The organism is Nocardia aurantiaca (assembly GCF_009708175.1).
Lineage (GTDB): Bacteria > Actinomycetota > Actinomycetes > Mycobacteriales > Mycobacteriaceae > Nocardia > Nocardia aurantiaca.
Genome location: NZ_WMBB01000005.1, coordinates 15,956 through 34,914, shown reverse-complemented (window position 1 = coordinate 34,914; position 18,959 = coordinate 15,956). Strand labels below are relative to the sequence as shown.

Genomic DNA, 18,959 nt, shown 5'->3' with positions numbered 1-18,959 from the left:
TTGATGATCTTGACATTGGTTGGGGCAGTGGTCTCCACCGCCTGCCTCGCTGAGGATATTAGAAATTCCGGTCGGTACGAAAAAAGAGACCATGGCCGCCACCGCCGTGGGCGATAAGAATTGAGCGGGCGTCGGGAGGTGAATGGGCCGTGGATATCTACGAAAGGCTGGAAAGCTGCGACGTCGGGGACCGGGAACCCGCGATGACGTCCACTGAAGCGATGGAATCGCTTGTTCTGCACCATGATTGCGTCACCGCGATGTGTGAGCGGAAGATGGCGGCGGGGCAGATCATCAAGATCGACGCCGAGAAGATCACGTCCGCGAGGGTCATTCGGTTTCCGGCGAGTCGGATGGAGCCGGGTTGTGGCACGTGTGACCCGTAATCGGCACCGCGCACCCTACCGGCGTCCCGCCACTCTCGCCGACGCGAAGAGCGGCCTCGAACGGCACATGGCCTGCGCGAATGATTGCGAAGCGAAGAAGTACTACGAGAACGCCGTCACGGAGATGGTTCGCGGGCCCGGTCGGGGCTGGAACATCTGGCGACCCGACAACGAAGGGACGCGGTGAGGAAAGTGGCGCATCACCGGAAGATGATGCGCCACTCAGGGTTTCGTTGTAGAAAGTGTCAGCCGCGGATCTTGGCCGCGATCGAGGCGACGGCGGTGTCGGCGGGGAGTTCCTCGCTGGTGCCGGCGAAGCGGTCGCGGAGTTCGATCTTGCCTTCCGCCCAGCCGCGGCCGACGACCACGATGTATGGCATGCCGAGGAGTTCGGCGTCCTTGAACTTCACGCCCGGGGAGGCGGTGCGATCGTCGAGGAGGACCTCGAAGCCGAGTGAATCGAGTTCGGCGGCAACCTGTTCGGCGCCCGCGCGGGCGGCGTCGTCCTTGTTGGCGATGACGACGTGGACGTCGAAGGGAGCGACCGCGCGGGGCCAGCGCAGGCCCTTGTCGTCGTGCATCTGCTCGGCGAGAACGGCGACCATGCGGGAGACGCCGATGCCGTAGGAGCCCATGGTCAGGCGGACCGGCTTGCCGTTCTCGCCCAGCACGTCGACCTCGAAGGCGTCGGTGTACTTCTGGCCGAGCTGGAAGATGTGGCCGATCTCGATGCCGCGCGCGGCTTCCAGGACGCCGCGGCCGTCGGGCGAGGGGTCTCCGTCGCGGACCTCGGCGGCCTCGATGGTGCCGTCGGGGGTGAAGTCACGGCCGGCGACCAGGCCGACGTAGTGCTTGCCGAGCTCGTCCGCGCCGGTGATCCAGCTGGTGCCGGAGACCACGCGCGGGTCGACCAGGTAGCGAACGCCGTTGGCCAGCAGAGCCTTCGGGCCGATGTAGCCCTTGACCAGGAACGGGTTGGCCTTGAAGTCGGCCTCGTCGAGCAGTTCCACCGCGGCGGGCTCGACCGACGCCTCGAGACGCTTCTCGTCGACCTCGCGGTCGCCCGGAATGCCCACGCCGAGGAGCTCGGTCTTGCCGTCCGGATAGACCAGCTTGACCATGACGTTCTTGAGCGTATCGGCGGCGGTGGCCTCACGGCCCAGCACGTTCGCGCCATTGGCCCAGTCGACCAGGGTGGCGATGGTCGGGGTGTCGGGGGTGTCGTGGACGACGGCCTCGGCCTGGCCCTCGATCGGGATCTCGGCGGGCGCGGCGGTGACCACGGCCTCCACATTTGCGGCGTAACCGGATTCGCGGCAGATGACGTAGGTGTCCTCACCCACCGGGCTGTCGGCCAGGAACTCCTCCGACGCGGAGCCGCCCATGGCGCCGGAGGTGGCGGCCACGATCACGTACTTCACACCGAGCCGGTCGAAGATCTTCTGGTACGCCTCGCGGTGGGCGTTGTAGCTCTTCTTCAGCCCGTCCTCGTCGAGGTCGAACGAGTACGAGTCCTTCATGATGAACTCGCGCCCGCGCAGGATGCCCGCGCGCGGACGACCTTCGTCGCGGTACTTGGTCTGGATCTGATACAGCGTGACCGGCAGATCCTTGTAGGAGTTGTACTCACCCTTCACGGTGAGCGCGAACAGCTCCTCATGGGTGGGGCCGAGCAGGTAGTCCTGGCCCTTGCGGTCCTTGAGCCGGAACAGGCCGTCGCCGTATTCGGTCCAGCGGTTCGTGGTCTCGTACGGTTCGCGCGGTAGCAGTGCCGGCAGCGAGATCTCCTGCGCCCCGATGGCGTCCATTTCCGTCCGGACGACATCCTCGACCTTGCGCAGCGTGCGCAGGCCGAGCGGCAGCCACGAGTAGACGCCTGGCGCGATGCGACGCACGTATCCGGCACGCACCAGCAGCTTGTGACTGGGCACCTCGGCATCGGCGGGGTCGTCGCGCAGGGTGCGCAGGAACAGGTGGGAGAGGCGGGTGATCACGGCTCAACACAGTAGCCCCTGCTCGCACACAGCTCACAAGGCATTACCGTGTTGGCTCGTGCTGGTGCTGCTGCCTCCCTCCGAAACCAAGTCCGACGGCGGTTCGGGCGGTCCCCTGGACCTGGATTCCCTCGCGATGCCGCAGCTCACAGCGGTGCGCGACAAACTCGTCGCCGAGCTGATCGGGCTGGCCGCCGATCCCGACGCCTCGCGCGCCGCCCTGGGACTGGGCAAGGGGGCTGAGACCGAGATCGCGCGCAATGCCGCCCTGCGCACCTCCGCCACCTGCCCGGCCCTGGACCGCTACACGGGCGTGCTCTACGACGCTCTCGACGCGGCCAGGTTCACCAAGGCCCAGCGCGCCAAGGCGGAGGCCCGCCTGGGCATCGGCTCGGCGCTGTTCGGGGTGATACGCGCGGGCGATCGGATTCCGGCCTACCGGCTTTCCGGCGGTTCCAAGCTGCCCGGCCTGCCGACGCTGCAATCGCTGTGGAAGCCGGTGCTGCCGCAGGCGCTGCGCGCCGAGGCGGCCGGTCACCTGGTGGTGGACCTGCGGTCGGGCACCTACCAGAATCTCGGCCGCATCCCGGGCGCGGTCACCGCGACAGTGCTGACCGAGCGACCGGACGGCAGACGAACCGTGGTGAGCCACTTCAACAAACACCACAAGGGCCTGCTGGCTCGGGCGCTGGTGCTGTCCCGGTCGGAGCCGTCGGATATCGACGGGCTGGCCCGCGTGGCCGAGAAGTCGGGGCTGCGCACCGAGATCGCCTCGCCGACCGAGCTGCACATCATCACGTCCTGAGGCGCGGGAGACTCTTCCGTCATTCCGACAGACCCTCTTGTCATTCCGGCACGTTGTCGGCCGGAATCCACCGCGATGGGAGGGATCCCGACCAAAGCGCACAAGGATGAGGAGGGGCATTCACACGCACCGGATGACACCCCAGGCGGTCATCTACGAAAGTTGGTCCGGCCACGCCGCTTCCCCTCGATAGAGTGGCCTGGTGGAACCCAAAGACCTGGATCCGGAAGTGTTCGAGCTGGCGAGCAAGATCTTCGAGCTGGCGCGCAGCGGCGATGCCGCCGCCCTGGGCTCGTACCTCGACGCCGGGGTGCCGGTGAACCTGACCAACGAGAATGGCGACACGCCGCTCATGCTGGCCGCGTACTACTCGCACCCAGAGGTGGTGAACGCCATCCTCGAACGCAAGGCCGATCCCAACTTCGGCAATGAGAAGGGCCAGACTCCGCTGTCCGCCGCGGTGTTCAAGGGCTCGGACGTGATCGTCCAAGCTCTGCTCGCGGCCGGCGCGGACCCGAACGCGGGAAACCCGTCCGCCCGGGACGCGGCCGAGATGTTCGGACAGACCAAGTACCTGGCGCTGTTCGACAAGTAAGGGCAGCGCGCCCGGTCACCTTCGCCAGAAGAAGTGGTGAACCACCCCGCTCGGGCTCGGGATCCGCTCCAGATGGAAGCGGTCGGTGAGTTCGTCCGGGGTCGTCCACAGCCGTTCGCCGTGATCGAGTTCGACCGGCGCGACCGCGACATGCATCTGGTCGATGAGATCGGCATCTGGTCGATGAGATCGGCATCTGGTCGATGAGATCGGCGTCGAGGAAATCCCGGACCGTGGCCACTCCCCCGCCGCTGCGGACGTCCTTGCCGTCGGCGGCCTCGAGCGCCCGCGTCAATGCCTCTTTCGGCGATGCGTTCAGAAAGTGGAACGACGTTGTGAGGTCGCTACTTGGCGCGACGCACGTACAGCTGCTGAGTGGCTCGTGCAACGAGAACGCCTGTATTGGAGACGATTTCAGTGGTGTGCGTGGTTATCGACTTGCTGCCATCGTCGGTGACGGCACGGATCGTCGCGACCTCATCGAGCGGGAGCGACATGGAGGCGGTCACCAGTTCACGGCCGGGTGCGATGAACTCGATGCTCGCGCCACTGGTCCAAACGCGATAGCCGGCTCCGAGTTGACCACGTGCCATGAGCCCGAAAAATGGATCGGTCATCGCGTACAAAGTGCCGCCGAAGGCTGCCCGGTTCGGGTTGCGGTTCCATCGGCGAACTTTGTGCGTAGCTTCTACGCGGGTCCAGTCGTCCGCGATATGCGTGACGCGGACACCGGCACCCAAGAGTGGCGGGTAGATGTTCATGATCCGACGGAGCACTCGCGGGCCGGGCAGCGATTGTGTGCCCGCTCGCCCAGCGGTGAGATCGGACGTGTGGGGCTCTGCTGGCCTCGACATCAGTGGATCCTGTCTACAGCTTCATCTCGGCAGTCGTTGGGGCCCCATCATTTCCAACGCCGCACCGCGCAGGCAACTTTCGATCATTCCGAATCTCGTGCACGAGATCCGTTCGGATGATCTTCTAACCTCAACTGCCGCAACCCGCGTGGACCGAGTCGACCATCAAATCTTCTCGGAAGATCGAGGGACCGAGCCTCGTACAGCCGTTGACGGAACGCGCTCTCGGCGATGCGCTCGGGCTCTCAGTCGTGGGCGGCGGTGGGAAGGGGGGATGTCGTGGGCGAATCAAGTCAAGGACTGCACGGTCGGTACAGTTGCAGCCGGGTCAGCTGCGGTGGCCGAAATCGTTGTGTTCGAAGGTATTTACGGGGTATGTGTGCGGACGAAGATGATCGGCGTCATCATTGCCGGTCTCGCGCTCGGTGTGGTGAGTGGCTGTTCGGCCTCGGAGGACAAGCCGACGGGAATGTTCGATCCATGTAAGGAGATCAGCGACAGAACGATTCGAAGCGCCGGGTTCGATCCGGATACCAAGAAGGTCGTTCAAACCCTGACCAACTACTCGGTGAAGTGCGAGATCTCCCCTCTGAGCGGCTATGGCAGCTTGTATCTCGAGCATCCCAGCGCTCTTGCGCCTATCCGGACCTATGACGCCTACCTCGCCTCGGCGCAGAGGGTTGCCAACAGCCCAGGAGGGCACGCGCCTACCGTCACCAAGATCAACGGTCGTGATGCGTATGTCGGCCCGAAGTCCATGTTGGGTTGCGAAGTCAACCTCCGCACCGCCACCGGGGTCATGACCGTCGAGGCCACGAACGCCGACGAGAACACCTGCGCAAGCGCACAAAACATCGCGGCCATCCTCGAACCGAGCATCGGCAGCCGCTGACCACAAAGCTTCGACGACGACCATGCTCACATCCGCGGCCAACCGAATGCCCGCACGTTGCGATTGCGATCACCCCGGGACACGCCACTACCGTTACCATGAAACGTCCTCCTACCCCGATGGGACACCAAGCCCGACAAGCGCATCAGGAGGACGTTCCCCACGTCCGGACACCTGAGGCACAGAACGTTCGAGGCTCGTGCCGAGTTCGATCGATTGCTGCGGGAAGGACGTCGGATCGAAGCAGTGAAGGCGCTGCGTGATGGCTCGGGGATGGATCCGAATCCGAGCCTCCACTGGGCGATGGACGCGCTCGTCTACCGTGCGAAGGCCCTCGGCCTCGAAGGCCTCTGAGCCGATTGCAGCTCACTGAGAACGCACTGTTCTGCCGCTTACGGGGCTGTTCGGACCGGCGTGGCCGCGGCCAACCGCACGGAACTGTCTATGAGCGGGAGGTGGCTCGCCAACGTCATGCGTCCCAGCTGTCGGATCTCAGTGGGTGCCGCGCTGTAGCGTCCCGCCACAACGGATGGAGGCGAAAGTAAATGGGCGCGAAGGAGTGCCGGGTAGCGGTCCGCGGTAAGTCTGCGGATGAGGTGTGGGCACCGTCGGCGAGAACGCACTGCATTGCCGAATACCGCGCCGATCGGACCGACCATTGGGTAGGCAAAGATCACGTGCTGATTCGAGGTCGGCGGCCAGCACGATGCTCAGAGAAGTCGATACTGCGGGTAGGAGGTCAATCGGACTTCGCCTTGCGCTCAGCCAGTCGCGTCGTGAGCTGGGCGAGCACATGATCGGGAACCAGCCCGGAGACGTCGCCGCCCAGCGCCGCAACCTCCTTGATCAGCGACGAGGACAGGTAGCTGTACTCCGGATCGGAGGCAACGAACAACGTCTCCACACCGGACAGGCGGTGGTTCATCTGCGACATCGTGAGTTCGTACTCGTAGTCGCTCACCGCGCGCAGGCCCTTCACCATGGCGCGCGCGCCGTGCTGCACACAGAAGTCGACGAGCAGCCCGTCCATGGCCTCGACGCGGACATTCGGATACTCGCCGGTGACCTTGCGGATCATGGCGATCCGCTCCTCGGCGGTGAACAGCGCGCGCTTGCCGACGTTCTTGCCGACGCCGACGATCACCTCGTCGAACAGCGTCGCGGCGCGGCCGATGATGTCCAGATGGCCCTCGGTCACCGGGTCGAAGGAGCCCGGGCAGACCACCCGCGTCAACACACCCAACCTGATCCGATCGGTCAACCGACCGCCACCTCCACCCACAAATCGGCACGATACGCCCGAACATGCTGCCCCACAGCACCTCTCACCCGAATTGTCTGTGACGACCATGCATAGCTCACCAATGCAGCCCTGGTCCCAGTCGCACCAATACGCCTGGGACTTCGCTGATAAGAGATCGGTGCGGAGAGTGGCTATGCGCTTGGTTCGGCTGACAGCCCCTTCCCACCCGGGCGCCTCGCAGAGGGGGTGAGGTCTTCCTCGGTCCAGGTCCAGTCGAACGATGCCGCGATGGTGACGATGTGCTCAACTTTTCCACTCTCGACATACATGGGGAATGTGCTTCCTGTGTTGTTCGTTGGCCTGCGCTACCGAAGCTGGGTCGGGCTCGACTCGACGATGAGCGACCCAGCATGTACACCAGCACCTTTTGTCGGTCTTGCCGCGAGTCCTGATCGGGACCCAGCCCTACTCACCACTTTCTAAGAAGTCGCATACCGTGCTGACCGAAACGGCCAGCATGAGGCGCCGGTGGCCGGAACCTGGTGCGGTGCAGAACGTCCGCTGCTGCCGATGAGCGTGATGTACCTCGGTCGGATCTTGCCGGGCCGAGCGTGACCGCCTTCGCGGCGGGCGCCGCAGCCTGCCTCTAAACGACTGGTCCGTGGCATCCCCCCACCGCGCCTCCGCGAAAACCAGTTGGCGGGCCACGGCGACCACTGCTACCTTCCTGAAGGCCGTGCCAGAGAACGAGGAGGTGGTACCCGTGAACGCAGTATCGACATGGGTGCTCCCCTCCGGGGTCACGGTCGGGCGATAGGTCGTCCGGGAGCGCCGTTCAACAGCACTCCCGAAAGGCACGACCGTGCAATTCATTTCCGAACAGCGCCTCGACGACGGTATCTACGAGCGCAATTTCACCCTCGGTGAGATCCCCGGCATCCTGTGGACGCCCGCATCCGCATCCGCACCAACCCCACTGATCCTGCTCGGCCACCCCGGCGGACTGCACAAGATGTACCCCCGACTGGTGGCCCGGGCCCGGCACTCCGTGGCGGAGGGCTTCGCCGCGGCCACCATCGAGCTGCCTGGGAGCGGTGAGCGGCCCCATTCCGCCGCCGCCGAACAGGCCCGCGCCGACCTGCGCCGGGCGTTGCAGGCCGGTCAGCCGGTTGACGACGACATCGTCGACCGGCTCATCCTCCCGCTGGTCGAACAGGCGGTCCCGGAATGGCGGGCCACCCTGGACGCCCTCCTTGCACTCCCCGAGATCGGCGGCCCGGTCGGATACGCGGGAGGCGTGATCGCCATCGGCATCCGGCTGGCGGTGGTCGAGCCGCGCATCTCGGCCGCCCTGCTGTTCGCGGGGAGTTTCGTGCCCCGCAGCATGTTCGAGGAGGCCCGGCAGGTCACCATTCCGTTGCAGGTCCTGCTGCAGTGGGATGACGAAGGAAATGACCGACAGTTGGCCCTGGACCTGTTCGACGCCCTCGGCTCCAAGGAGAAGGCGTTGCACGCCAATATGGGCGGGCATACCGGCGTTCCAGCGTCCGAGGCGGATGAAGGGAGCCGGTTCTTCGCCCGGCACCTGAAGTGAGGCCGGGCCGTCGGGCCGGCGGCAGACGATAAGAGCTGTCGGCCAGGATGCCGCTCATCGAGGACAGGTCCCGACCCTCCTCGATGGCGGTAACCAGCAGATGCACAACCGCCCCCGACCCGGTACCGGCCATCGGCGGTACCGGGTCGGGGCACGGCGCGTCTCCGGATCGACGTCGGTGAGGGTCCGGCTGGTGTTGGTGTCATGATGTGCGACGGTCGGCGACCACGGCGGTCGATGATGAACGTCGCCATGGGGCGCGGTGCCGGTTTCACTGTCCGGTCCGTTTCCTCATGCCACCTTCCGAACCGAACGGGCCAGCTTTCGCGGCATCCGGCTCTCCGGCAACCCGTGGCCGAAGCCACGTGAGGTTCCCGGTTCCGTTTCGGCGCGCCGGATTTCGCGTACCCCCGGATTCCCGGATACCTTCTGATCCCGGCTCTCCTTCGCCCGTGCGGACGGCTTTCACGTCCTCAGGCGCTACCGATGGGTGGTATGGCCGGGCAGGACGCACACGGCGTCGAGGCCGAGCACGTGGTTGAGGCGGCCGAAGGCCAGCCAGGAGCCCAGGCACATAGACAGTTCGACGATCTCGGCGTCGGTGTAGAGCCGCTTCATGCGCTCGAAGAACTCGTCATCGAGATTGTGGTGGTCGAGGGCGTACCGTTCGGCGTACTCGGCGGCCATGCGGGTGCGGTCGTCGAAGGATTCGGTTGCGCGCCAATTGGTCACGTCGTCCGCGAAGGACTCCTCGACCTTCTCGCCATCGCGGTCGGTGCGCCAGTCCAGGCAGAACAGGCAGCCGTTGATCTGGGCGATCCGCAGGCGCGCGGCCTCGAATTCACGCAGGCCCAGGGTGGAGTGGGAGTAGACGGCGAGGGAGAGGTTGGAGGCGGCGATGCCGATGCCAGGCACCATTTCGCCCCACACGTAGCCGATGGGGTCCTTGCCCTCGGGGATGTCGATGATCATGCCGGGTTCCTTCCGAGCGTGCCGAAGGGCAGCGGGACGTCGAGGGCGTCGTAGAGGCCGGGTTCGGCGGTGGCCAGCCAGGGGATGGCGTTCACCAATCTGCCTACGGCGGTGGCGTTTCCGCCCGCGGAGTGATTGCCGTCCTCGTCGGTCGCCTGCACGGTGATCTCGATGCGCGGGCGGCCCTCGATCAAGACGCGGTGCGCGCCCGCACCGCCGGGTGGCTGTGGCCAGTCCGGCGCACAGCCGGCGTGGATGCGGGTGACGTGTTCGATGACGATGCGCGGGCTGCCGTCGACGATGCCCTGCACCTCGAAGCGCACCGCGCCCTGGGTGCCCGCGTCGAACTTGCCCATGCGCTCGGTCTCGACGGTCTCGCCGAGGGCGCGGCGCTCCACGACCTCGCGGATGTCGGTGAGCGCCACCCCGAGTCCGCGCGCGATCATCCGAATCTGCCCGCCCCACACCATGGTCGGGACGGTGGGCGCGAGCATCGGCGGCTGATAGTCCATGGGCTGGCCCATGCCGACGAGGTAGCGCACCGAGTCGGGCTGGTCGTAGGTGGTGTAGTCGAAGATCTCCTGGCAGCGCAGCACATCCACGCTGCTGCCGAGGCCGCTCATGAGCAGCGGCAGCACATCGTTGCCCCAGCCCGGGTCGATTCCGGAGACGAACAGCGCGCCGCCGCCGGCCGTGATGGCCGCCGAGACGCGGTCGAGAACTTCGGCCGGGGCGCTGCGGTGGTCGTAGAGCGCGTAGAGCGCCGGCGTGACCACGACGGCCCCGATGCCGAGGGCGCGTTCGATATCGGCGAGGGCGTCGTCGGGGCGGATGTCGCCGGAGGCGGCGTACACGATGGCCCGGGGCCCGGCCGCGAGCGCGGCGTCGATGTCGCCGGTGGCCGCGATCCCCACTTCGGTGTCCAGCCCGGCCAGTTCACCGGCGTCGCGACCGATCTTGGCGGGATTGTGGACCAGCACGCCGGTCAGCTCCAGGCCGGGATGCGCGGCCACCGCCCGGATGGCGGCGCGGCCCACATTGCCCGTGCCCCAGACCAGGGTGGAAATCATATGGGAAACGTAGCAAATGCTTGGTAGGCCAGCGTCCGATTCGGCTACATTGCGGTATGGATTTCGCAGCTCTCGAATCGATCCGCGCACTCAAGTACCGCTACCTGCGCACCCTGGACCTGAAGCAGTGGGACGAGTTCGGGGACACGCTCTGCGCCGATATCGTCGGTTCCTACGGCTCGCCCTCGGGCGGGCTGCCGGCGCAGTTCACCAGCCGCGATCAGATCGTGGACTTCATGCGCGGGGCATTGAGCGGGAACATCATCACCGTGCACGTCGCCAACCATCCGGAGATCACCGTGGACGGCGATACCGCTTCCGGCAGTTGGTGTCTGGAGGACACCGTGATCGCGGCCGACTACGGCCTGCTGATCCGCGGCGCGGCCTATTACCACGACACCTACCGCCGCGAGGACGGCGTCTGGCGCATCGCGAGCACCGGCTACCAGCGCATATACGAGTCCAAGATGTCGACCGGCGAGCTGCCCGGGTACGCCCTCACCGCCAATCGCTGGGCCCCGGCCGCCGAATCGCAGCAGGGCTGACCACGCGCCGAATCCCCCGGCGGTTAACGCGTTTTCGAATCCGGCCGATCTTGACTGCGACAGTGGCGCACGCATCCCCACCCCACCGGGATGCGTGCGCCATCAGGTTCGACCAACGCTAGGAACAACATGCGCAAGACTCTGTTCGCCCTGTCCGGCCTCGCCTTCGCCACCGCCGCCGCGGTGCTGCCCGCGGCCCCGGCACAGGCCGCCTCCGCCTGGGGCGCGATCGCGGTGTCCGACTACGGCGATCTGGGCTGGTCCTGGAACTACGACACCGAGGGCGCGGCCAGCCAGGCCGCCATCGACAAGTGCGCCAAGGCCAGCTGCTCCACCGTCACCACCTTCACCGGCTGTGGCGCGGTGGCCTTCTCGGATTCGATGAACAAGTACACCGGCGGCTACGGCGCGACCCCGGCCGATGCGGAGAACTCCGCCAAGTGGTACTCCGACTCGTACCTGGTGCGCACGGCCATCTGCAACGACTGATCGCCGGAGCCGGACGGCGGCCCTGACACCGGCGTCCGGCTCGTACTTCCCTGCGCTGGAACCCGTTTCGGTGGACTTCAGCGCTCGGCGGCCTCGACCGCCTTGCGAACCTTCTCGGCGTCGGCCGGGGCGGCCTCATGCTCCCAGAACGGCTCGGCGACCGCGTAGGGCGTGCCGTAGACGGGGGTGTCGGGCTGGGTGCGCCAGCTGTCGGCGAGCGCGCCGATATCGACGGTGTCGTAGCCGAGCACGCTGATCAATTCCGCCGCAACGGTTTTCGCCTCGGTGTCGTCACCGGCGATGGGCAGCGCGGTGCGATCGGCCGCACCCGCGGGCCGGCCCAGTACGGCCAGGTGCTTGAAGAGAATATTGTTGAACGCCTTGACGACCCGAGAGCGCGGCAGATGCCGTTGCAGCAGTTCGGAACTGGTGGCCACGCCCGCCTCCAGGTCGGGGAAATCGCCATCGCGGCCCGGGTAGTAGTTGTTGGTGTCGATGACCACCTTGCCGACCAGCGGCTCGGCCGGGACCTGCTGATACGCCTTCAGCGGTACGGTGACCACCACGATGTCGCCCGCGGCGGCCGCCTCGGCCGGGGTCGCGGCCCGGGCCCGCTCCCCCAGTTCGGCCACCAGCTCCGCCAAGGTCTCCGGCCCTCGCGAATTGCTCAGCACCACATCGATTCCCGCGGCCACGGCCAGCCGGGCGAGAGTGCCGCCGATGTTTCCGCTCCCGATCAATCCAAGCGTCGTCATGTTCGCTGCCAACGCGGCCCCGGCGGGGCTTGTTCCCGCGAGTCGGTTCGGGGTCATTCCGCCACTCCTATGTCCTCGTTCCAGAGGTCGGGCCGTGCCGCGATGAAGCGGGTCATCATCTCGGCGCACGCCGGATCGTCGAGCACGGTGACGGAAACCCCGTGCGCCGCGAGCCAGTCGTGCCCGCCGGTGAAGGTTCGCGATTCCCCGATGACGACCGCGCCGATCCCGAACTGCCGCACCAGCCCGCTGCAATACCAGCACGGGGACAGCGTGGTGACCATGATGGTGTCGCGATAGTCGCGGCGGCGACCGGCCTTGCGGAACGCCTCGGTCTCGGCGTGCGCACTGGGGTCGTCGTTCTGCACGCGGCGGTTGTGGCCGCGCCCGAGTAGATTGCCCGCGCTGTCGAACAGGGCGGCTCCGATGGGAATCCCGCCCTCCCGCAAGCCAAGTTGCGCCTCCTCATAGGCGGTGACCAGCAGATCCTGTGCATTGACCATGCCGATCATGCTGCCACCGCCGTCCCGGAGACCTGGCAGACACCACGATCTCGTTCGGCGCCGCGATCCTGGCTTCAGCTCGGTAAATTCAGCCGCTAGGGTGGGACCATGGACAGCTCCCTCGCTCGCGACGTGTGGCGCGTGCTGGAACCATTGCATGCCGTCACCTACTTCGCCGCCGATTGCATCGCCGCCAACAAAGCCGTTGGCCTGCGCGGCTTCTGGATGGGTTACTTCGCGGCCCGTTCCGCTCCGTTGGGCGCGGTCGGCCCGTCGGTCGTGGAGGCCACCTTCTACAACTTCCATCCGGCCATGGTCCGGCGAGCCATTCCGGATGCCTGGGGGTTCGCCGCACCGGAGGCGATCATCGCCACCCGGGCCATCGCCGCGGCGGCGGTGCTGCGGGCCGTCGTGCCCGATATCGCCACCATTGCCGCGCGGGCCGTTCCGCATCTTCAGCGGGCCATCGCCGACGCTCCCGCGGCGGGCCGCCCGCTCTTCGCCGCCAATCGCGACCTGCCCACCTCCGGCGACTCCGTCCACGCGCTCTGGCAGTCCGTCACCGCCCTGCGCGAGCACCGTGGCGATGGGCACGTGGCGTGCCTGCTGAGCGAGGGTATCGACGGCTGTGAGGCGCACGTGCTGTTCTCGGCCTCCACCGGCACCCCCGGGCAGCTGTGGCGCGACAATCGTGGGTGGAGCGAAACCGATTGGAAGGCAGCGCAAGAGCGGCTCACCGACCGCGGCCTCCTCAACGGCGACGGCCTCACCGAGGCCGGGCGGGCGCTGCGCGCGCACATCGAGGCGCGGACGGACGCCCTGGCCATGACCGCCTACCGCGGCATCCCGGGCATCGTCGAGACACTGTCGGTGCTCACCCCCGCGGCCCGTGCCGTGATCCGCAGCGGCGAGGTCCCCTACCCGAATCCGATGGGCGCCGAACCGGCCTGAGCTCTCACCACACGCCGGGGACGAGGCGCTTGGTCGTGAGCCGGTAGGTCTCGTACGAGGCGCCGAGGGTTTCGACGAGCGTCTTCTCCTCGAGGCGGATGCGCCGCAGGAACGCGTAGACGGGGATGAGCGTCGTGAGCAGCAGCGAGAGGACATTGGTCGAGGCCAGGCCGAAGCCGACGGTGATCAGCAGGACGCCCGAGTAGGACGGGTGGCGGACCCAGTGGTAGGGACCGTGGCTGATGACCGGCTGATCGGCGTCCACCTCGACGGTGGTGCGGAAGTGCTTGCCCAGCACGGTGATCGCCCAGACCCGCACCGCCAGTCCGAGCCACATGAGCGCGACGCCGACGACCTGCCACGGCACCGCGGGGCCCGGGAAGCGCAGGGGGCTGTCGGCGGGGAGAAGGATCCCGGTGAAGCTGGCCACGGTCATGGCGGCGGCCACCAACAGCATGATGATCAGGCGGGTGCCGCCGTCGCCGGCGGTGGAGCCGGTGCCGCGCACCCGATCTCGCACCCGTAGGCCGATTTCGAATGCCAGCCACACCCAGGTGGTGAATACGGCGATGGTCACGTTCGGCTGTCCTTCCACGCTTGCTGTCCGATTCGTCGAGATTCCCATCCAACCCTCTGGGCGCACATCCGGGATCCACCCGGAGAATGACCCCTGAGTGCCCCGCAGTACCTCTCGAGTCGCCCGCGATACCTCTGGAGTCGCCTCAGTACCGCTCGAGTCGAATGGCATTGGCGGCCTTCTCGATCGGCTTCATGATCGAGCGCAGGGCCAGGCCCTTCCACGGCATCCAGCGCAGCATGCGCATCATGGTCATCTGCAGGCGTAGCGCGCGGGCGTCGCCGACGACCATCCGGGTGGCGTTGTTCCAGCCCAGGGCCAGGTTCTCGTCGATGTACTCGCGCATGCGCTCCTGGTAGGCGGCGAAGGCGACGCGGTGGTCGCCCGCGGCGGCGCGCAGTTCACCGGCCAGCACGTACGCGCCGACCAGCGCCATGCTGGTGCCCTGCCCGGACAGCGGCGACGGGCAGTAGGCGGCATCGCCGATCAGCGCGACGCGCCCGGACGACCACTGCTCCAAGTGGATCTGGCTCACCGTGTCGAAATAGAAATCCGGCGACTCCGGCATGGCGCCGAGCAGGTTGGCCACCTCCCAGCCGCCGTCGGCGAAGACCTCGGCGACCAGCCGCTGCTGTGCGGAGATGTCCCCGCGGTCGAGCAACTGGTCGGGAGCGGGAAAGAGGAACTGCGCCTTGGCCACCGAGCGGTGGGTGCTGTACACCTGCACGACCTTGCCCGGCGTGGCGTGGATGAGCTCCCAGCGATCGAGGTCCAGGTAGTTCGGCACCGAGATGACGCAGGCGGCCATGCCGGTATGGCGGGCGAACCGCTCTTCCGCGCCGAAGATGTCGCGGCGCACCGTGGAATGCATGCCGTCCGCGCCGATCACCAGATCGAAACCTGCGAAGCCGCGTGACGGAAGCGCACCTCGACGCCGTCGGCGTGCTCGATGAGCTCGGCGATGGAGTCCCCGAACCGGTAGTCGACGCCGCTCTTGGTGGCGTCGAACAGGATTCGCGCCAGATCCCCGCGCAACACCTCGTCGTCACCGGGCGAGCGCATGCCGGCAGTACCCCACCCGCGATGGCGAGCAGAAACACCAGGTGCGGTCGCCGCATCGGACGTCCCAGAGCCGCAACCCCCGCCGCCGCCCGTTCCAGCTCGGCCACGAGACCATCACGTCCCCGCGCGGCCACCGCCACACACACCGCGTACCGCTCGGCGTCGAGAACGACCCGCCGCTCGGCGCGGGACATGTGAGCCTCCGGGTCCGAATTCAGTTCGGGTAGCAGGAGATTGGCGACGGCCGGGCCGTCGCCGGAGCGGCCGGTGAGCCACCAGTACCAGGCTTGCGCGGCGATCAGGCGGGCAGCGAGACCGGGGTCGGCGGCGGCGGACCAGCGCAGGGCGGATTGGAGGTTGTCGTGGTCGGCGGCGAGGCGGGCCAGGTGCTCGAGCTGGTCCGGGCCGCGTCGAGGCGGGCGCAGATGCGGGCGACCAGGCCGATGGTGCCCGCGTCCGGAGCGAAACCGCGGCGGCGCGTTCGGCGAACAGGCGCACGGCCGGGGCCGCCAGCTGATCGGCCAGCGCCGAATCGGTTGGAGCCGTGGGCAATTGCGGGACCGGGAAGAGCATTTCGCCCGTGACCCGCAGGGCCTCCCGGCTCGTGGCGAGAATGCGCAGGCCGGGGCAGGCGACCAGCAGCCGGTGGGCGAGGCGGGCGACGTCGAGGACGACGTGTTCGCAATTGTCGAGAATGAGCAGCAGCGGGCGATCGACGAGCATCACGACCAGCCGCGACTCGGTATCGCGCGGGCCACCGGCCGCACGCGCCGACAGATCGCGCCCACCCAGCGCGTTCGCGATCGCCTGCGCGGCCTGCACGCCGTCCACCAGCGGAGCCATTTCGACGAAACAGACCTCACCGCGCACCCGGCTCCCCGCGGCCAGCGCCAGGCGCGTCTTCCCGGTGCCACCCGGACCGGTCAGGGTCACCAGCCGGGCCCGGGCGACCAACGGCGCCAGCCGGGCGAGCTCGGCATCCCGGCCCACGAAACTCGTGAGCGGCGTCGGCAGCCGCCGATTCGATACCGCAGCACCCACATCCGCGCGCAGGATCGCCAGATGGGCGTCCATGAGCTCGGCGGAGGGATCGGCCCCGAGCTCGTCGGCGAGCAGCCGCCGCCCCTGCTCGAAGGATTCGAGCGCCTCGGCCTGGCGGCCCGCCGCGTACAGGCCGCGCATCAGCAGAGCACGGGCACGCTCCCGAAGCGGTTGTGCCGCAACCAGTTCCGATAGGTAACCCACCACCGCCAGCGGCTCACCGACCGCCAGCGCGGCCTCGGCCCGATCCTCCTCGGCGGCCAGTCGCGCCTCGGTCAGGCGGGCGGCCCGGCCTTGGGCGAACGGCGCGTCCCGCACATCGGCCAGCGCCGGACCGCGCCACAGCCCGAGCGCCTCCTCCAGCAGCGTCATCGCCGCCCCGAAGTCCTTGTCCTGCACGGCCTTCCGTCCCCGTGCGGCCAGCCGCCCGAACCGCAGCGCATCCACCGCCTCCGGATCGACCGCCAATCGATACCCCGCCCCGCCGGATTGGACGAGTTCCCCCTCCCCCACCCCATTCCGCAACGCCCGCCGCAGCCGTGACACCTGCGACTGCAACGCATGCCCCGCATCCCCAGGCGGCTGTTCCCCATACAACTCGTCGATCAGCCGCTTCCGCCCTACCACGCGCCCCGCGTCCAGCGCCAGCGCCGCCAGCAAGGCCCGTACCTGCGGACCTCCGATCGGAAACGGGCTCCCATCGGCCCGCCGCGCCTCGATCGGACCCACGATCCCGAACTCCACGCGGCCAGTATGCCCGGACCAGACTCATCCCCATCGCATGGACATGAGCCGTCTCGGTCATTCCGGCCCGCGCTGTCGGCCGGCACCCGTCGGAGCAGGCCGGTAAGGATCCCCGCCACAGGCATGCCGGGGATGACGGGTTGATGTTCCGGCACAGCGCACCGCTCGTCCATCGCTTACGGGAATGCACTGGTGCACAGCGCTTCTCGGGCCGATGCCCGCATCCGCGCATTATCGTCGGCGGATCCGGCGCGGGCCGCGGTCAGCGGGATTCGGGGGCAGCGACCAGGTCGCGGATCAGCAGGGCGGTGTGGAGGGAGGTGCGGGTTTCGCCGTCGTCGAGGTCGACGTCGAGGATGCGTTCGATGCGGGCGAGGCGGTCGTAGAGGGTGGGGCGGCTGATGGTGAGGCGCTTCGCGAGCTCGGTTTTGTTGCCGGCCAGATCGAGGAACTGGCGCAGCGTGCGGGTGAGGTCGGTGGCATTGCGGATGTCGTAGCGGAGCAGAGCGCTCAGCTCGGTTTCGGCGAAGCGCTGGACGCCGGGCTCGTCGCGAATGAGGGAGAGCAGGCCACGCAGGCGGACATCGCCGCTGCGATAGAACGGGCGCGGAGGCGAAGGATTCAGGGCGAGGGCGACTTCCGCGACGTGCGCGGCCCGGGTGAGCTCGCGGGCGGTGTCGAGGAGGGAGTCCGATTCGCCGCCGACGCCGATGACGGCGCGTTCCACGCCCGCGACGCGGCGGATCTCAGCGAGTATGGCCGCGCAGACCATCGAGAGCGCGGCGTCCAGATCGCCGGCGCGCGAGACGGCCAGCACGACGATGACCCGATTGCCGTGATCGGGAGCGGCCAGCGCTGTCGCCTTGGCCAGCGCCACCCCGTGCAGCGCCGCGTCCAGCAAGGCGGCCGTACGCCGTTGCCGCGCCACCGGATCCGACTCGGCCTCCGCCGCGACCTCCACCGCCAGCGGGACATACCGCGCGCGGCGGGCCAGGCCGAGCGTGGCCGCCAGCGCCACCGCGTCGCGTTCGTCGGTGAGGCGGCCGTTGACCATGTCGTCGACGAGACCGGTCTGCGCCTGCCGGTGCAGGCCGAAGCGATCACGCTCGATCATCCGGTGCAGGGTCAGCGTCTGCGCGGCGCGTTCGAGCACCATGCGGGCCCGGGCATTCGGCACCCGGCTCGAGCGCAGGATGAGCCGCCCCCAGCGCTGCGTATGCGGGCCCACCGGAACGACATCCGGGTCGGTGTCGGGCAACAGCCGGGAGGCGGCCTCCCAATGCTCGAGCAGGGCCGAGGTGCCGGTGTGCCGCGCCGTCAGCGCGAGTACGCGGTGCGCAAGGTCCTCGAGCACGACGGAGGCGTCCAGCATTCCGGCGGCGGTCTTCACGATCTCGGCCAGCGACGCCCGCCGCACGCTCAGGTCGGTGAAGGTCTCGTGCACGGTGCGCGCGAATTCCAGCTCCGCGTACTGATCGGCCACGATCACCCGGTGCACCGCCTCGGTGATCTCCACGAACCGCACCACCCGGTGCAGCGCCACCACCGGCAAACCAACCCGGTCCGCGGTCGCGGCCACCACCGGCGGCAATTCCCGCACGTAGGTGCCCAATTCGACGACCAGCCCCGACACCCCGGCCGCGGCCAACGCTTCCAGATAGTCGACAGTGGCCGTGTCGCTACCGGCCAGCGCCTGTCCGGTGGTGAGAATCAGTTCCCGGCCCACCAGTAGTTTCGCCACATCCGGCAGTTCGCTCACGTGCACCCACCGCACCGGCCGATCCAGGGAGCCGCCGCCCACGACCACCGGGTGCCCGGCCCGCACGACCGGCATGGCCAGCACGTCACCCACGGAGAGGAGCATCGACGAATCGTAATACGAAGTTC

At 67.9% G+C, this 18,959-nt stretch carries 20 protein-coding genes and 1 pseudogene; 8 read left to right on the top strand and 13 right to left on the bottom strand.

Translation table 11 applies throughout. The annotated features are described in order from the left end of the window. The first annotated feature begins 149 nt into the window (after positions 1-149). Positions 150-386 carry a hypothetical protein gene (locus tag GLP40_RS11290; protein WP_154787855.1) on the top strand — a complete coding sequence of 79 codons (237 nt, stop codon included), beginning with the start codon at positions 150-152 and terminating at the stop codon, positions 384-386. A 245-nt stretch (positions 387-631) separates the two neighbouring features. On the opposite strand, the gene GLP40_RS11285 is transcribed toward GLP40_RS11290, so the two are convergent. After that, positions 632-2,380 carry a proline--tRNA ligase gene (locus GLP40_RS11285; protein WP_328290008.1) on the bottom strand — a complete coding sequence of 583 codons (1,749 nt, stop codon included), beginning with the start codon at positions 2,378-2,380 and terminating at the stop codon, positions 632-634. Positions 2,381-2,438: 58 nt separating this feature from the next. Between GLP40_RS11285 and yaaA the strand changes: the two genes are divergently transcribed. Further along, complete coding sequence (yaaA, locus tag GLP40_RS11280) at positions 2,439-3,185, top strand: peroxide stress protein YaaA (RefSeq protein ID WP_328290007.1); 747 nt, start codon at positions 2,439-2,441, stop codon at positions 3,183-3,185. A gap of 202 nt (positions 3,186-3,387) precedes the next feature. After that, the gene (locus GLP40_RS11275; RefSeq protein ID WP_328290006.1) at positions 3,388-3,780 is read left to right on the top strand and encodes an ankyrin repeat domain-containing protein; all 393 of its coding nucleotides are present in this window, start codon (positions 3,388-3,390) and stop codon (positions 3,778-3,780) included. Positions 3,781-3,795: 15 nt separating this feature from the next. On the opposite strand, the pseudogene GLP40_RS33730 reads toward GLP40_RS11275, so the two are convergent. Together GLP40_RS33730 and GLP40_RS11265 are read right to left on the bottom strand one after the other, a co-directional pair. Further along, positions 3,796-4,132: pseudogene (locus tag GLP40_RS33730) on the bottom strand (dihydrofolate reductase family protein); the annotation flags it as partial. After that, positions 4,125-4,541, bottom strand: coding sequence for a DUF4442 domain-containing protein (locus tag GLP40_RS11265; RefSeq protein WP_196054624.1), 417 nt, complete (start codon positions 4,539-4,541; stop codon positions 4,125-4,127). The pseudogene GLP40_RS33730 and the gene GLP40_RS11265, both read right to left, overlap by 8 nt. A 367-nt stretch (positions 4,542-4,908) precedes the next feature. On the opposite strand from GLP40_RS11265, the gene GLP40_RS33220 reads away from it, so the two are divergent. Continuing rightward, positions 4,909-5,526, top strand: coding sequence for a DUF3558 family protein (locus tag GLP40_RS33220; protein WP_196054623.1), 618 nt, complete (start codon positions 4,909-4,911; stop codon positions 5,524-5,526). A gap of 739 nt (positions 5,527-6,265) precedes the next feature. Here GLP40_RS33220 and coaD read toward each other — a convergent pair. After that, complete coding sequence (gene coaD, locus GLP40_RS11255) at positions 6,266-6,760, bottom strand: pantetheine-phosphate adenylyltransferase (RefSeq protein ID WP_154788179.1); 495 nt, start codon at positions 6,758-6,760, stop codon at positions 6,266-6,268. Positions 6,761-7,631: 871 nt separating this feature from the next. On the opposite strand from coaD, the gene GLP40_RS11250 reads away from it, so the two are divergent. Next, positions 7,632-8,363 (top strand): alpha/beta hydrolase, encoded by a 732-nt coding sequence (locus tag GLP40_RS11250; RefSeq protein WP_328290005.1) that lies wholly within the window; start codon positions 7,632-7,634, stop codon positions 8,361-8,363. A 480-nt stretch (positions 8,364-8,843) separates the two neighbouring features. Here the strand turns inward: GLP40_RS11250 and GLP40_RS11245 are convergent, their stop codons facing one another. Next, a complete protein-coding gene (locus GLP40_RS11245; protein WP_154787852.1) occupies positions 8,844-9,335 on the bottom strand; it encodes a carboxymuconolactone decarboxylase family protein in 492 nt (163 codons plus the stop codon). Continuing rightward, positions 9,332-10,405 carry an NAD(P)H-dependent amine dehydrogenase family protein gene (locus tag GLP40_RS11240; RefSeq protein ID WP_154787851.1) on the bottom strand — a complete coding sequence of 358 codons (1,074 nt, stop codon included), beginning with the start codon at positions 10,403-10,405 and terminating at the stop codon, positions 9,332-9,334. The genes GLP40_RS11245 and GLP40_RS11240 overlap by 4 nt, the downstream gene beginning before the upstream one ends. A gap of 56 nt (positions 10,406-10,461) precedes the next feature. Here GLP40_RS11240 and GLP40_RS11235 point away from each other — a divergent pair, with 56 nt between their 5' ends. Beyond that, complete coding sequence (locus tag GLP40_RS11235; RefSeq protein WP_154787850.1) at positions 10,462-10,950, top strand: nuclear transport factor 2 family protein; 489 nt, start codon at positions 10,462-10,464, stop codon at positions 10,948-10,950. Positions 10,951-11,079: 129 nt separating this feature from the next. After that, entirely contained in the window at positions 11,080-11,439 is a 360-nt protein-coding gene (locus tag GLP40_RS11230) for a DUF4189 domain-containing protein (RefSeq protein ID WP_196054621.1), read from the top strand. A 77-nt stretch (positions 11,440-11,516) separates the two neighbouring features. Here the strand turns inward: GLP40_RS11230 and GLP40_RS11225 are convergent, their stop codons facing one another. Then, positions 11,517-12,251: an NADPH-dependent F420 reductase gene (locus tag GLP40_RS11225; protein WP_230329478.1), complete on the bottom strand. Its 735-nt coding sequence runs from the start codon at positions 12,249-12,251 to the stop codon at positions 11,517-11,519. Then, complete coding sequence (locus tag GLP40_RS11220; RefSeq protein WP_154787848.1) at positions 12,248-12,697, bottom strand: nucleoside deaminase; 450 nt, start codon at positions 12,695-12,697, stop codon at positions 12,248-12,250. Before GLP40_RS11220 ends, GLP40_RS11225 begins: the two co-directional genes overlap by 4 nt. Positions 12,698-12,805: 108 nt before the next feature. Here GLP40_RS11220 and GLP40_RS11215 point away from each other — a divergent pair, with 108 nt between their 5' ends. Beyond that, entirely contained in the window at positions 12,806-13,648 is an 843-nt protein-coding gene (locus tag GLP40_RS11215) for an SCO6745 family protein (protein ID WP_154787847.1), read from the top strand. Between the two features lie 4 nt (positions 13,649-13,652). Here the strand turns inward: GLP40_RS11215 and GLP40_RS33725 are convergent, their stop codons facing one another. The 5 genes from GLP40_RS33725 to GLP40_RS11190 all read right to left on the bottom strand — a co-directional run bounded on the left by GLP40_RS33725 (position 13,653) and on the right by GLP40_RS11190 (position 18,936). Continuing rightward, complete coding sequence (locus GLP40_RS33725) at positions 13,653-14,225, bottom strand: methyltransferase family protein (protein WP_196054620.1); 573 nt, start codon at positions 14,223-14,225, stop codon at positions 13,653-13,655. 145 nt (positions 14,226-14,370) lie between these two features. Next, entirely contained in the window at positions 14,371-15,114 is a 744-nt protein-coding gene (locus GLP40_RS11205) for an FAD-dependent monooxygenase (RefSeq protein WP_154787845.1), read from the bottom strand. Beyond that, positions 15,111-15,287 carry a hypothetical protein gene (locus GLP40_RS11200; protein WP_154787844.1) on the bottom strand — a complete coding sequence of 59 codons (177 nt, stop codon included), beginning with the start codon at positions 15,285-15,287 and terminating at the stop codon, positions 15,111-15,113. Before GLP40_RS11200 ends, GLP40_RS11205 begins: the two co-directional genes overlap by 4 nt. Before the next feature lie 114 nt (positions 15,288-15,401). Further along, a complete protein-coding gene (locus tag GLP40_RS11195) occupies positions 15,402-17,072 on the bottom strand; it encodes an AfsR/SARP family transcriptional regulator (RefSeq protein WP_154787843.1) in 1,671 nt (556 codons plus the stop codon). A 262-nt stretch (positions 17,073-17,334) separates the two neighbouring features. Continuing rightward, positions 17,335-18,936 carry a PucR family transcriptional regulator gene (locus GLP40_RS11190; RefSeq protein ID WP_154787842.1) on the bottom strand — a complete coding sequence of 534 codons (1,602 nt, stop codon included), beginning with the start codon at positions 18,934-18,936 and terminating at the stop codon, positions 17,335-17,337. Between the last annotated feature and the right edge of the window lie 23 nt (positions 18,937-18,959).